The organism is Anabaena sp. WFMT, from assembly GCF_051781005.1.
GTDB lineage: Bacteria > Cyanobacteriota > Cyanobacteriia > Cyanobacteriales > Nostocaceae > Anabaena.
This window is the reverse complement of the sequence record NZ_JBPWOA010000019.1, coordinates 119,059-132,500: the sequence shown is the minus strand read 5'-3', so window position 1 is coordinate 132,500 and position 13,442 is coordinate 119,059. Positions and strand designations below refer to the sequence as shown.

Genomic DNA, 13,442 nt, shown 5'->3' with positions numbered 1-13,442 from the left:
GGGCGGTGTGTACAAGGCCCGGGAACGAATTCACTGCAGTATGCTGACCTGCAATTACTAGCGATTCCTCCTTCACGCAGGCGAGTTGCAGCCTGCGATCTGAACTGAGCTACGGTTTATGAGATTAGCATCACATCGCTGTGTAGCTGCCCTTTGTCCGTAGCATTGTAGTACGTGTGTAGCCCAAGACGTAAGGGGCATGCTGACTTGACGTCATCCTCACCTTCCTCCGGTTTGTCACCGGCAGTCTCTCTAGAGTGCCCAACTTAATGCTGGCAACTAAAAACGAGGGTTGCGCTCGTTGCGGGACTTAACCCAACATCTCACGACACGAGCTGACGACAGCCATGCACCACCTGTGTTCGCGCTCCCGAAGGCACTCTCTCCTTTCAGAAAGATTCGCGACATGTCAAGTCTTGGTAAGGTTCTTCGCGTTGCATCGAATTAAACCACATACTCCACCGCTTGTGCGGGCCCCCGTCAATTCCTTTGAGTTTCACACTTGCGTGCGTACTCCCCAGGCGGGATACTTAACGCGTTAGCTACGGCACGGCTCGGGTCGATACAAGCCACGCCTAGTATCCATCGTTTACGGCTAGGACTACTGGGGTATCTAATCCCATTCGCTCCCCTAGCTTTCGTCCCTCAGTGTCAGTTACGGCCTAGCAGAGCGCTTTCGCCACCGGTGTTCTTCCTGATATCTACGCATTTCACCGCTACACCAGGAATTCCCTCTGCCCCGAACGTACTCTAGCCGTGTAGTTTCCACTGCTTTTATCATGTTGAGCATGACTCTTTAACAGCAGACTTACATGGCCACCTGCGGACGCTTTACGCCCAATCATTCCGGATAACGCTTGCATCCTCCGTATTACCGCGGCTGCTGGCACGGAGTTAGCCGATGCTTATTCCTCAGGTACCGTCATTTTTTTCTTCCCTGAGAAAAGAGGTTTACGACCCAAGAGCCTTCCTCCCTCACGCGGTATTGCTCCGTCAGGCTTTCGCCCATTGCGGAAAATTCCCCACTGCTGCCTCCCGTAGGAGTCTGGGCCGTGTCTCAGTCCCAGTGTGGCTGATCATCCTCTCAGACCAGCTACTGATCGTCGCCTTGGTAGGCTCTTACCCCACCAACTAGCTAATCAGACGCGAGCTCATCTCCAGGCAATTAATCTTTCACCTCTCGGCATATCCGGTATTAGCAGTCGTTTCCAACTGTTGTCCCCGACCTGAAGCCAGATTCTCACGCGTTACTCACCCGTCCGCCACTAAATCCCTAAGGATTCCGTTCGACTTGCATGTGTTAAGCATACCGCCAGCGTTCATCCTGAGCCAGGATCAAACTCTCCATTTTGGTTCGTTCTTCTTAAGCTCTAATTCTTTAACCTCTTCAATCCTCTATTTTTCTTTCCAGGATTGTTCAGTTGATTTTTTTGACGAGGAATGGTCGTCTTTATTCTTTCAAAGTATTATTATCTTTTCTCGGTTCAGCGCATTGGGCTTTTGCCCTCACTTATTAAACATACCAATTCTTCCTCTCTTCTGTCAAGGGGTTTTGAAAACTTTTTTAGGGTTACTGCTCAATCCGCCACCTGCGCTTACCCCACCCTTCAGGTTCGCCAGTCGCTTTATGCCGGGGAACCCGTCCACCGCGCTGGCTCACCATTTAATAGTGCTAGCTTTCAGCGGTCGAGTGGACAAGACAAAACGTTTTTCCAACTTACCGTTGTCACGTTTGAGATAATACCAGGACACAGTAACGGGGAAGTTTAAACCGACTAAACGTACTTGTTGTCCTTGTTGGTGCAGTTTAATTGCATAATCACGCACAGTGCGAATCATTTCCCTTGTTGACTAGGGTTGAATATTTAGGAATCGGCTTAACGCACTTGCTGATTTAGTTTTTGAGTGTTCTGGTAAAGGATGTCCTTGAGCCTCCAAGAATAAACCAAACATCGCTTCTAAGTTCTGTTTTTGGTAATGGGTAGGCATCAACTCAGATAGGGTGTAGACTAGCTCCTGGGCGTGGGCAAGCATTGTTCTTGCTTTTTTATGATATATTTCACGCCTTTTCTCTCATGTTTTTAGTCCCAAATGCAAACTCTGGAATTGATTCAAGTTGTATATTCGGCGTTAATTTTCACATAGTCGTAACTCAAATCACAACCCCATGCTTGACCTGTGCCGTGACCATTACCAACGCTGACCGAAATTAATACTGTATCTTCTTTTAGATACGCACCTGATGCTGCTTTTTTTAAATATGCACTAGCTGCGGCTTTATCAAAAGGTAAAGGTTGACCATTATTAAAAAGTAAGAAATCCCCTAATTTAATTTGCAAATTATCTTGTTCAAAGGGTACTCCTGCACGTCCAGCAGCGCCGGCGATACGTCCCCAATTGGGGTCACGTCCAAAGATTGCAGATTTGACTAAAGAAGACCCAGCGATGGTTTTGGCGATTTGTCGTGCTGCTGTTTCATCTTGTGCGCCGGTGACTTGCACTTCTACTAAGCAGGTTGCACCTTCTCCGTCACGTGCGATCGCTTTCGCTAAATGCTGGCATACTGCTGTTAGCATGGCTTCTAGTCTCTCTGCTTCTACACCCATTTCTGTAATTGCTGGGGTGCGAGATTGACCATTTGCTAAAGCAATTAAGCTATCATTTGTGCTGGTATCACCATCAACGGTAATAGAATTGAAACTTCTATCTGCTGCTCTTGTTAGCATTTGTTGCCAAAGCGTGGGTGCAACAGCAGCATCACAGGTGACAAATGCCAGCATAGTGGCCATGTTGGGGTGTATCATTCCCGAACCTTTGGCAATGCCGCCAATTCTCACGGGACGGTCGCCTATAGTTGTTTCTAGAGCAATTGATTTTGTGACTAAATCGGTGGTGATAATAGCTCCAGCAGCAGCATCTGAGCCTGTTTCTGACAGTGCTGCTACTACCTTGGGTATACCACCACGCAGTATATCCATTTTAATTCTTTGACCAATTACGCCTGTAGAAGCCAGTAAAATCGCTTCTGGGGAAATACCCAATTCTTTAGCTAATAAATCAGCACTTTCCAGAGCATCTTTTACACCTTGGCTACCTGTCGCGGCATTAGCCTGTCCAGCGTTGCATAATATAGCTCTGGCACTATGTTTAGCTTGCAAACGTTGACGGCAATAATCCACACAAGCAGCTTTAACATGACTAGTTGTGAACACACCGGCTGCGATCGCATCTACATCTGACAATATTAACGCCAAATCCGGCAATCCTGAAGGTTTAAGTCCGGCCGTAATTCCCGCTGCTCGATACCCTCTAGCTGCTGTCACTCCACCAGTAATTTCCTGCCAGTCTCCCATAATTTTTCTCACAAAAACTATATATTCAGTAGGTTTGTAGATTGCTGCTCCGACTTTTACCGCTTCCGGCTCAGGTTAGCTATCCCGTATTTCTCCTTATTGTGAGTTTATCTGTAGATGGCAATCTTGCACCAGTTGATTTGGTATGACCGTAATGGTTTTTAACCGTATTTATAGTGACAGTGCTGCACACCTAAGCATAAAATTGAGTCATGTTATTTTTAACTCCCAAAAAACTATTTAGACTATGTTATTTTAAATACTAAGAGATAAAAACTAAAAAAGAGAGCCAATTAAATAGCTCTCCAAATCATCAGGGTGCATCTACTTATCACAGTATAACATTTTAAGGGTGATGGGTGAAACCCCTTTTTCAGGATTTTTACTAAAAAAGTTACGAAAATTACTTTCATTTTAGGACGTGTTCAATACTCTTTTTAGTGATTATTTGTCAACCTGATTTTAAATACTTCACAAAAGCAACCTAAGAACCCTGCTTTTTTTCCCATTCATATAAATACTCGGTCAGAGGAAAACTCAGTGGCTTTAATTATCCGAACTTGATCTCAAAGATATATTTGCGTAAATTCTCCGAAAGGAAGAGAGCCACTTAGGCAGCTCTCCAAATCATCAGGGTGCATCTAACTAGCAAAGTATAGCACTTAAGGGATGGGGGGTATCACCCATTTTTTAGTTTTTTTACAAAAATCTGGTGTGAAATTGTCAGGAAAAAAATTGAATTATCATCACTTTCATCCCACCCACAACTAAGCATTAAGTTTCTTTTCCAGTAATTCATTAGTCAGTTTTGGATCAGCACGTTTACCGGTCTTTTTCAATACTTGTCCGACAAAGAAACCTTTGAGGTTAGTATTACCAGCACGATACTTTTCTAATTGTTGAGTATTAGCGGCTATGATTTCATCTATGATAGGTTCTAAGACAGTAGGATCACTAATTAACTCTTGACCTGCAAAAGCTTTCTCAGGAGTAACACCACTCAGTAAATCTGAGAGTTTTTCCTTTGCTTGAGCGTTGCTAATTTTACCAGTTTCAATGCGAGTAATCACATCAGCAAGATTAGCGGGAGTTAAAGCAATTTCTGCAATAGTGAGTTTTTGCTTATTCAGGTAAGCAGCAATATCTTGGGTAATCCAGTTAGCAGCAGCTTTAGGATTTGCACCAGATTTGATGGAACTTTCAAAATAATCAGCTACCGAACTATCTTCTGTCAAGACTCGTGCATCATAAGCTGAAAGACCCAACTCATTTTCATAATGATGGCGTTTTTGCGTCGGTAATTCCGGTAACTCACTCAACCAAGTTTCTAATTGTTGCTCACTCACCTGAATTGGTGACAAATCTGGTTCCGGGAAATACCGATAATCGCTAGAACCTTCCTTAACTCGCATACTACTTGTACGTTGGGAACCTTCTTCCCACAAACGAGTTTCTTGAATAATTCTTTCCCCAGCTTCAATTGCTGCAATTTGACGCTCAATTTCATAGTCTATCGCCTTTTGGATAGCACTAAAAGAGTTCATATTCTTGATTTCTACCTTCGTCCCAAATTCCTTTCTTCCCACAGGACGAACAGAAATATTTACATCACAACGCAGAGAACCTTCCTGCATATTGCCATCACTGACACCAAGATAGCGCACAATTCGGCGTAATTCTTGAGCATATTCAGCCGCTTCTTGTCCAGAACGCAAGTCAGGTTCAGAAACAATTTCCACCAACGGAACACCTGCTCTGTTGTAATCTACCAGAGAATAGGTAGAACCCGAAAGCCTTTCACTCCCTGCGTGTACGAGTTTTCCCGCATCCTCTTCCATGTGTAAGCGGGTAATACCGATGCGTTTGCGAATGGGGTTGCCAGCATCATCTACCAATTCAATTTCTATCCAACCGTGTTCGGCTATAGGTAAGTCATATTGAGAAATTTGGTAATTTTTGGGTAAGTCAGGATAGAAATACTGTTTACGGTCAAATTTGCTATATCTAGCAATTTGACAATTTAGCGCCAAACCAGTTTTGACAGCATATTCTAGAACTTTGGCGTTAAGCACGGGTAAAACCCCTGGTAAACCCATACATACCGGGTCGATATTAGTATTGGGGTCAGCACCAAATGCGGTGGAACTATTGGAAAAAATTTTGGTGTTGGTACTGAGTTGACAATGGGTTTCTAAACCTATAATCGCTTCATATTCAGTTTTTACGGGTGTAGCAGTTGTCATAATTACGATTTTTCTGAATTTTCTTTAGGGTACTATTTTAGCTGAAAACAAAAGAAGCCCCACGTCTCACTCTTAGCCCGGACTTCTCACCACAATTCTTGAAGCCTGATAAAATCCAGATCCCGGTCTTTCATACTGTATCAAAAATAACCTATTAAAAAATACCGGAAACATATTCTGGGTAAAAATGATGGGAAGTGCGATCGCAGGACTTGTAAAGCAATGCATGATTCCTCTAAACTGGAAGCGAGATAATCCTGTAAATCCTGATTCAGAGATAGACTGGGTTTCTAGACTAGATTTAATTTCCGTAAGTACTGTTTTTCTGGGATAAATTCAATAAATTCGCCAACTTATAAACTATCCTCGCACCCACATTACCATCCCACTCAGCATCACCGACTTCACACAAATCAAAACCAATAATTTTTCTACCGCTATTTACCAATTCCCTAAACAAACAATAAGCTTGTTCTAATTCCAATCCCCCAGGAACCGGAGTTCCAGTATTTGGACACAGTTTAGGATCTAACCCATCCACATCAAAGCTAATATAAACATTTTCAGGTAAATGATTGATCATTTCTCGACATATATCAATCCAAGTATTTCCAGAATATAACTTTTGTTTAATCGCAGAATCATAATAAGCTATAATCCGCCCATTATAATTATTGATTATATCTACTTCATCTTGACAAATATCCCGCAAACCTACTTGCACTAACTTAGAAATTTGCGGTATTTTCATCGCATTGAACATAATCGACGCATGAGAAAATTCAAATTCCTCGTAAGAGTCGCGCAAATCTGCGTGTGCGTCAATGTGCAGAATGCCATAACTATCATATCTAGCAGCTAATGCGTGGAAATAACCCAACGGTGAGCTATGATCACCACCAATAACAGCGACTTTTTTACCCTGATTCATTGCTGCTTGACAATGCTTAAACAGCCATTGATTCACCTGTTCACTTGCTTGATTAATTTCTGTTAGTACAGATGTTAAATCAGGTGTATTTGTGAGCGGTTTACCTTCTGCTTGTCTTTCGATAATTTTGGCTGCTTGTTGACGATAGTAATGATTTTTATCTAAAATATCTTGGGGAATTTCCACCATGAAAATTCCCTGTTTCCAACCATCAGGATTATCAAAATCGAATAAATCTATTTGGAATGACGCATCTAAAATCCGTTGTGGTCCGTTAGCTGTACCAGCACCATAGGAAACAGTAACTTCCCACGGTACAGCAAAGACAATCAAGTTTGCAGACTCGTAATCATAAGGTAAACCCAGTAAATTACCATTGATTTCAGCTATACCGCTGGGATTATAGTCATGGATTTGATTACTCATCACTTATATTCTGGATGCATATCAGCAGACAAAACCTGCTTGGTTAATATTTGCATTGTAGCAGTGTAGATCAATGAAATAAATACAAGTAGTCGGACAAAATTAAATTCATTGGTGGAGAGAGGGAACTCTTAACAGGCTTTCGCCGTGAGCATACTATACTAACGCCACGCTATCGATATGGTTTAACTGCGCTATCCCTGCGGGACGCTACGCGTAGACTTCGGCGTGAGCTCAGTCGAACGCTTGCTTCCCTAAAGGGGTACGCCGAACGTCCGAACTCCGAACGGGGAACAGAAAACCAATCTGTGTAATTAATTCTATCTGGGTACTGATTATAGATTTTAAAAAATATACTGTTTATAGGTGATTAGTATCTGTCTTTCAATGTTGAAAATCCTTGTTAGCAAAGGTTAAAACCATTATGTTAAAGATGCCTAATTTGAAAAGGGTAAATTTTTGGTACAGTTGGATCTCGATTGAATGTTTTCATCAGCATTTTATTTAAAGTTGGCTTGGGAACACTAATTATAAAGGTTAGCAGTTACATTTAGAAAAAAGGTTTGGCAATAAACCAAACCTCTATAATTGCTGTGCTTAACAACGTACTAAATTAATTTAGTTCTAGTCTGCTTACAGATCATCTTCCTAAAGGATGTATCCAAATACCCCAAAAACTGATAAAGCATTACTTGGACACAATTTTTAGCTTCTTTTGTCCCTATCGTATAAAAACAAATAAGTAAATATCTTAAGCATGAAAAAGGCGTGGACTAAAGCCAAGCCTTTGTATATACCAGGTGTTTACCATATGTAGATAATTTAAACTCTTTCTGATTAGAGTTCATCTTCCTATAAGGTGTGTACAAATCTTGTAACAGCTGCTAGTGAATGACACTTTTCCGCTTTTCAAGGGATATTTCTGCGGATTAATAATAATTAGACTCATCTACAAATTGTAAATGCTGACTGTAAATGGGGTGGACGGATTCAAGCTCAGTAGACGATACTTGTAACGGACGTAGCTATCACTATCATAGACTACGAAAAAATAGGTATTTGAATACATTCAGTGAATGCAAAAATAAAAATTAAGATGAACAGTATCAAATGATAAAATCAATTGAAGAAGATGAAAATTAAGTATTAATATTTAAAGAGAATAACTAATCTTGCACTTTTTATATCATGTTAGCAGGTGAGATTAGGTGGTTCTTGTTTTAGATACTACCAAAAGGGGGACTGTTGAAAACAAACTCTCTTTTTTCTTTAACTTGATCGATTTAGTCTAAACTCCTGTTAAAGATCAAGGTCATACTGTTTATTAAATTTAGCTGCGTAAAAACTTAGAAGCTACTAAGTTTGATTTTTAATCTTTCTTTTGGTAGTAGATTTATCCAAAAATTTAAATACGTAAGTTTCTATCAGATTTATGAATATTTGGATAGATCCTATAGGAAGATGACTAGAATTAGGAATAGATTTAAATTAATTCTGGTGTGTCGAATAACTGCTTTCTATAGAGGTTTAGCAGATCGCTAAACCTTTTTTTTAATTTATAGAATCACTAATTGGTATTATTTATGATGTTTTTAATACTTCCTATAGGCTGATTAATTCTTCAAATAAATTGGTTAAAGTATATAGCGTTTATCGGTTGAGTGAGTTACAAAAACCCCACCCCCAAGCCGCTCCCCGCAAGCGATGAGGGGACTATGATGTATCTAATGTGATGAAGAAATGCTATAGTAACATCAATTTTTTATCACTTTCAACATAAGAGTTGATATTGATTCAACACACTCAGAAATATTTCACTCTCACAGTAAAAACTATCTGAAGATAACTAACTCATATTTAAACCCCATTTCTTGGAGTTTTGTAATTATTTCCGCTACTATGTTAATTGCATTTTCATTTTATAGATATCATTCGTTTGAGTCACTTTTTGGACTTGTATATTTTGAATAGTAATGAAAATGTTATTCCTTGCCAGACACCATAAGCATTTACTGAGACTATTCAGTTTCTATTTTTCCTAAATTCTCTATATACTTCTGCTTATGTTTTAAGTATTTATACTTGCTTAATATGGAGGTCGTACTAAAATTGATTATGCCACTTGCATAAGTCCTGATTAAGCATAAAAAAGGCTTGGTTATTAACCAAGCCTAGATATATACCAAGTGTTTACCATATATAGATAATTTAAACCTACTTGGATTTCAATTCATCTACCTATAGGATGTGTACAAATATCAGATAACCTGTTAATCATTTATCATCTTAAATTTCAATAAAATCTTTTTTTACCCTAATTTATAGATTATTGATTTCTAGGATTATCTAAAGATAATGCTCAATTTGTTTTCTAGGTTGGAAATTTAAAATCCAGAAAATATAAACAGAGAAAGCAAGCCAAAAGGACAGGATATTGAAAAAATGCACGCTTATTGCCACGCAATTCGAGATAATCAGGGTCAGCAAGTGGTAAATTATGTTGCAATTCTTTATCCTGGTTCTTATATATCCTACCCCGATGCACAAATTGAGGCTTTAGCAGCTTATCCTGGGGCTGAAGATGAACTTAGAACGCATTTACATCGTATTTTCAGTAAAGCTTTGAATCAGATAGCCACAGCAGATAGATTAGAATGAATCATAACAGTAAGCAAGTATTATAAATAACTGACTTTACTTAATGTTATGAAGATAGGGAAAAGATAAGTAAGCGATCGCAGTTCATATAACAATCCGCTCAATTCTATGATAATGATAATTTATTTCAATAAGCTTTAGTATTTTTTTATATTTCCCTGCCTGCCTTTGCTGACTACAATCCTAACGTTTAAGAGCTTTTACAGTTATATTTTCTTAGGTGATTTTGACCTTGACTAATCGATCAGGTTAGGGGAAACTTACTAATGATAGGAGTGTCAGCTTATTAAAATAATAATTTTTGTAAAGATTCTGAGATATTTATTTTGAAAGATGGAACATTAGTTAACAAATGGCAAGTTTGTATCTAAGTTCTACAGCTAGATTTTGACCAACTCTGCTCAAGCAGTAAGGTTCAATCGTACTATCGAGGTTGGCTTTCATAGCATGGAAACATTAGAGTTCATAATTTATCCAGACGGTCGGGTACAAGAGACGGTAACTGGTATCGTAGGTAACTCTTGTGCTGAAGTAACAGCAGCGATAGAAGCGCAACTGGGACAAGTACTCGATCAGCAGCCAACCTCAGAATTTTTCGCTAACAATAATGTCCAGGAATCTGCTGTAGTAAATACGCAAACTGCATTCAGCGAATGGTAAGTTTTCAAACTAGTTTATTGTCATAGATTCACAACCACCATGTCACACTTTAGCCAAATCAAGACTCAAATCCGTAACCTAGAATCCTTAAAAGATGCGCTGACTGACTTGGGCATAGACTGGAAGCCTGGCCCACAAGAAGTACGTGGCTATCGCGGTCAAACTCATCCTGCGGAAGTTTCTATCGAGCAGGAAAATGGCTATGATATCGGTTTTAGATGGAATGGTAAGGAATACGAATTGGTAGCTGATCTACAATATTGGCAGCAAGATTTATCTGTAGATGGATTTTTGCGCCAAGTCACTCAGCGCTATGCTTACCAAGCAGTGGTGAAAGAAACCGCTAAAGTCGGCTTCCAAGTTGCTGAACAACAAAACAATGCAGATGGTTCCATTCGCTTAGTCGTACAACGCTGGAGTTCATAATGACCCAATCGCAGACGTTGCCAGAAGATTTAGAAAACAATCGTTCTGGTTTAGAACCAGAATTAGGTGGTTTTTTACGGGATGAGCCAGAACGGTCTGGTTTAGAGCCTGAATTAGGCGGCGTGCTGCGTCAAAAGGGCGTTTATGTAGATGAAATTACTTGTATTGGTTGTAAACATTGCGCCCATGTTGCCCGTAACACCTTTTATATTGAACCAGATTATGGGCGATCGCGCGTAGTTCGCCAAGATGGGGATGCAGAAGAGGTAGTTCAAGAAGCTATAGATACCTGTCCTGTTGATTGTATTCACTGGGTTGATTACACTGAGTTAAGAAATCTAGAAGAAGACCGCAGATATCAGGTAATTCCTGTAGTGGGTTATTCAGTTGATCATGCGGTAGCCACTACTGAAAAACGCCGGAAGAAGCAAAAGTTAAAAAACAAACAATCTTAAAATTAAAATATCAAGTGTTTGAAAAGTTTTGGGCGAATATAATTCGCTACTACACAGGCCAAGTCCACCTCAGTGGACTAATGAAAAATTAAGGTTTTTAACCCGCGCAGGCGGGTTTTGTCTGTATAGCCGCGACTTCTAGTCGCCAGGGCTAGTAATAAATTAGACTTTTCAAACAACCTCTAAGAGGCTGGAAATTAAAACCAGCCTTTATTTTTAAATTTCCTCCCTAATCCCAATAAATCATAAGTTCTCCATAACTATTAGCTATAGATCACGATCACATACTGAATTAGTGAATATTGGCTACACTTAAACTTAATTTAGGTATAAAAAATAATCAACTAGGGAGCTATGTTATAGCTATGAAAGACACTGTTGGTGGTCGTCGAGATCCTTATTATGACAATGCAATCAATCATCCTATCTCACGTCAGAAAGAACCAGCTTCTTTACATGACCTTAAAAAGTCAGTGGAGACTCTTCGCATTTTATATGATGAAGCCAAACAACTTGCAAAAAAAATGAGGAAGCTGCATCCCAACTTGTTCATGTTCAACAAGAAGTTCAAACATACCAAGTCGAGACTAATGAGTTAAAAGAACTTACTGCAAAGAATTACCAGCTTTATCTTGACGAGCAACAAAGGTATCGAAATGAAGCAGAAAAACGTGCCAAAGAAAATAAAGAAGTTGCATCCCAATTTACACTTTTTCAAAAAAAGCTTCAAACATACCAAGTTGAAACTACTGAATTAAAAGAGCGCACTGCACAAAATTATCAGCTTTATCTTGATGAGCAACAAAGGTATCAGCAGACTCTTGGCCTCTACAACGAAGAAAAAACTAGAGCAACTGAATTACTCACCAAATATGAGATAGTAAGCTCTGAGCGAGAAATGTATTTAACCCTATACAATGAAACTAAGGCAGAGCTTAAGTTTGAGCGACGGTCTAAAGCTAGTATTAAAGGTTGGGAAACTCGTCGTAAAGCCGAAAATGAACGACTAAAACGCGAAATTGGTAATATGGTTGTTCTACTGCGTGAATCCCTAGCAAGTAAGGATGAGGCTGTAAACAACCTCTATATCGTAGCAGAACGTATGGATAGGATTCAATCCCTAGTTGATTCAGTTGATGAAGAAACAACTAGCAATCCTATAGGTTTTGTACAAAAGTTTAGACGTATTTGGCTTGCTATTAAAGATATCCTTTCTGAATAGAGAAGCCTTCTAATGGGTAAAGAATCAGTCAAAAAAAAACCACTCAAAGCAAAGTTGGGAGATCAAATTCGTAATATTGCAGATCGCCTTAAACAAGAGACGGAAGTGCAGATAAAAGCAACTTCTCGTATTTTAGGAGCTGCTGCTCAGATTTCCGAAAATCATGAGCGACTTATTAACGAAGTAGTTGATATGGTTGAGGAAGACTTGGAACAAAAAAACCTGCTTTATGAAAGATATATTTATACAGTTCATATCCTGAAACAACAATTTAAAACATTGCGTGAAGCCAAAGCTCACTTTAATATTAAAGTTAATACTTGGGAATTACTTGCTAACAAATTAAATGAGTTATCTTTTCAAAATAATATCTCGGAGAATGAAGTTGAATCAGAATCAGATTCAAGCATTACAGATATGAGGAAAGTTGCACAAGGAAAAAAAACTAATGGAGAGATTACCATTAGTTTAAAACCTGATGTAGCAGAAATGTTTCCTACTGAGGAAGCAGTAAACGAAGCTTTGCGTTTTTTGATTAGAATTACGAATAAAAATCTTTGATGAGAAAAATATAACAAACAGGGTTTATGACTCAAGTGTGGTGGGCATTGCCCACCACACTATGACCCGAATTTAAAATTGTTATACCTTCATTTAAGAATGAGAGGATCATGCTGTGAAAGCAACTTTTCAACTTTAGCTTCGTCAATTCTAGAAGTTAGCCTTCTGGATTCGTGCAAATCTCTGGTAGTTTTTGCCAAGGTAAAAGTCGAACCGACAGAAAAAACTAAACCCATACTCATAAAGCCTTTTACCCAATTATCCACGGGCAGATTTACAATGCCAAAACCCGTCATAGAAATAGACATCATAAAAGCTGCCCAAGTTTGAATAATCCAAGCATTACTATCTTTTTGTGGGCCAAATGTTTGCATATCCCCCCCCCTCTAAACTAAGTACTGTAAGCACAATTCTATAAAGTGGTCAAAATAGTGGCAATAATAACTGACCACTTCCGCAACTGTACTTAAGAACTGGAGCTAAAAATTCATCAAATCGAGTAAATAT

The 13,442-nt window shown here is 39.3% G+C and carries 11 protein-coding genes, 1 rRNA gene and 1 pseudogene (1 of these 13 running past the window's edge); 7 read left to right on the top strand and 6 right to left on the bottom strand.

Going from position 1 to position 13,442, the window contains the following annotated elements; genetic code table 11:
- The 5 genes and pseudogenes from ACSQ6I_RS12070 to speB form a co-directional block, all read right to left on the bottom strand.
- Positions 1-1,351, bottom strand: a 16S ribosomal RNA gene (locus tag ACSQ6I_RS12070) (it extends 138 nt beyond the left edge of the window).
- 308 nt (positions 1,352-1,659) lie between these two features.
- A pseudogene (locus ACSQ6I_RS12065) lies at positions 1,660-2,034 on the bottom strand (hypothetical protein); the annotation flags it as partial.
- 77 nt (positions 2,035-2,111) lie between these two features.
- The gene (gene argJ, locus ACSQ6I_RS12060) at positions 2,112-3,353 is read right to left on the bottom strand and encodes a bifunctional ornithine acetyltransferase/N-acetylglutamate synthase (RefSeq protein ID WP_438890572.1); all 1,242 of its coding nucleotides are present in this window, start codon (positions 3,351-3,353) and stop codon (positions 2,112-2,114) included.
- Positions 3,354-4,120: 767 nt separating this feature from the next.
- On the bottom strand, positions 4,121-5,596 hold the full coding sequence (gene gatB / locus ACSQ6I_RS12055; protein WP_438890571.1) for an Asp-tRNA(Asn)/Glu-tRNA(Gln) amidotransferase subunit GatB: 1,476 nt from the start codon (positions 5,594-5,596) through the stop codon (positions 4,121-4,123).
- A gap of 301 nt (positions 5,597-5,897) precedes the next feature.
- Complete coding sequence (gene speB / locus ACSQ6I_RS12050; protein ID WP_438890570.1) at positions 5,898-6,953, bottom strand: agmatinase SpeB; 1,056 nt, start codon at positions 6,951-6,953, stop codon at positions 5,898-5,900.
- Between the two features lie 2,400 nt (positions 6,954-9,353).
- Here speB and ACSQ6I_RS12045 point away from each other — a divergent pair.
- The 7 genes from ACSQ6I_RS12045 (at position 9,354) to ACSQ6I_RS12015 (ending at position 12,935) form a co-directional block, all read left to right on the top strand.
- A complete protein-coding gene (locus tag ACSQ6I_RS12045) occupies positions 9,354-9,611 on the top strand; it encodes a hypothetical protein (RefSeq protein ID WP_438890687.1) in 258 nt (85 codons plus the stop codon).
- A 447-nt stretch (positions 9,612-10,058) separates the two neighbouring features.
- Positions 10,059-10,271: a DUF2997 domain-containing protein gene (locus ACSQ6I_RS12040; protein WP_438890569.1), complete on the top strand. Its 213-nt coding sequence runs from the start codon at positions 10,059-10,061 to the stop codon at positions 10,269-10,271.
- Positions 10,272-10,310: 39 nt separating this feature from the next.
- Positions 10,311-10,697: a DUF1257 domain-containing protein gene (locus ACSQ6I_RS12035; RefSeq protein WP_015217509.1), complete on the top strand. Its 387-nt coding sequence runs from the start codon at positions 10,311-10,313 to the stop codon at positions 10,695-10,697.
- On the top strand, positions 10,697-11,152 hold the full coding sequence (locus tag ACSQ6I_RS12030) for a ferredoxin (protein WP_438890568.1): 456 nt from the start codon (positions 10,697-10,699) through the stop codon (positions 11,150-11,152). The genes ACSQ6I_RS12035 and ACSQ6I_RS12030 overlap by 1 nt, the downstream gene beginning before the upstream one ends.
- 365 nt (positions 11,153-11,517) lie before the next feature.
- Positions 11,518-11,751 (top strand): hypothetical protein, encoded by a 234-nt coding sequence (locus ACSQ6I_RS12025; RefSeq protein ID WP_438890567.1) that lies wholly within the window; start codon positions 11,518-11,520, stop codon positions 11,749-11,751.
- Between the two features lie 299 nt (positions 11,752-12,050).
- A complete protein-coding gene (locus ACSQ6I_RS12020) occupies positions 12,051-12,374 on the top strand; it encodes a hypothetical protein (protein ID WP_438890566.1) in 324 nt (107 codons plus the stop codon).
- A 12-nt stretch (positions 12,375-12,386) separates the two neighbouring features.
- Positions 12,387-12,935: a hypothetical protein gene (locus ACSQ6I_RS12015; RefSeq protein WP_438890565.1), complete on the top strand. Its 549-nt coding sequence runs from the start codon at positions 12,387-12,389 to the stop codon at positions 12,933-12,935.
- An 89-nt stretch (positions 12,936-13,024) separates the two neighbouring features.
- Here ACSQ6I_RS12015 and ACSQ6I_RS12010 read toward each other — a convergent pair whose 3' ends face one another.
- Complete coding sequence (locus ACSQ6I_RS12010) at positions 13,025-13,309, bottom strand: YiaA/YiaB family inner membrane protein (protein WP_438890564.1); 285 nt, start codon at positions 13,307-13,309, stop codon at positions 13,025-13,027.
- Positions 13,310-13,442 lie beyond the last annotated feature (133 nt).

Coding starts and splice junctions, on each gene's coding strand:
- ACSQ6I_RS12010 (WP_438890564.1), bottom strand. CDS start 13,309: ATGCAAACATTTGGCCCACAAAAAGATAGTAATGCTTGGATTATTCAA.
- ACSQ6I_RS12030 (WP_438890568.1), top strand. CDS start 10,697: ATGACCCAATCGCAGACGTTGCCAGAAGATTTAGAAAACAATCGTTCT.
- speB (WP_438890570.1), bottom strand. CDS start 6,953: ATGAGTAATCAAATCCATGACTATAATCCCAGCGGTATAGCTGAAATC.
- ACSQ6I_RS12015 (WP_438890565.1), top strand. CDS start 12,387: ATGGGTAAAGAATCAGTCAAAAAAAAACCACTCAAAGCAAAGTTGGGA.
- gatB (WP_438890571.1), bottom strand. CDS start 5,596: ATGACAACTGCTACACCCGTAAAAACTGAATATGAAGCGATTATAGGT.
- argJ (WP_438890572.1), bottom strand. CDS start 3,353: ATGGGAGACTGGCAGGAAATTACTGGTGGAGTGACAGCAGCTAGAGGG.
- ACSQ6I_RS12035 (WP_015217509.1), top strand. CDS start 10,311: ATGTCACACTTTAGCCAAATCAAGACTCAAATCCGTAACCTAGAATCC.
- ACSQ6I_RS12025 (WP_438890567.1), top strand. CDS start 11,518: ATGAAAGACACTGTTGGTGGTCGTCGAGATCCTTATTATGACAATGCA.
- ACSQ6I_RS12040 (WP_438890569.1), top strand. CDS start 10,059: ATGGAAACATTAGAGTTCATAATTTATCCAGACGGTCGGGTACAAGAG.
- ACSQ6I_RS12020 (WP_438890566.1), top strand. CDS start 12,051: ATGTATTTAACCCTATACAATGAAACTAAGGCAGAGCTTAAGTTTGAG.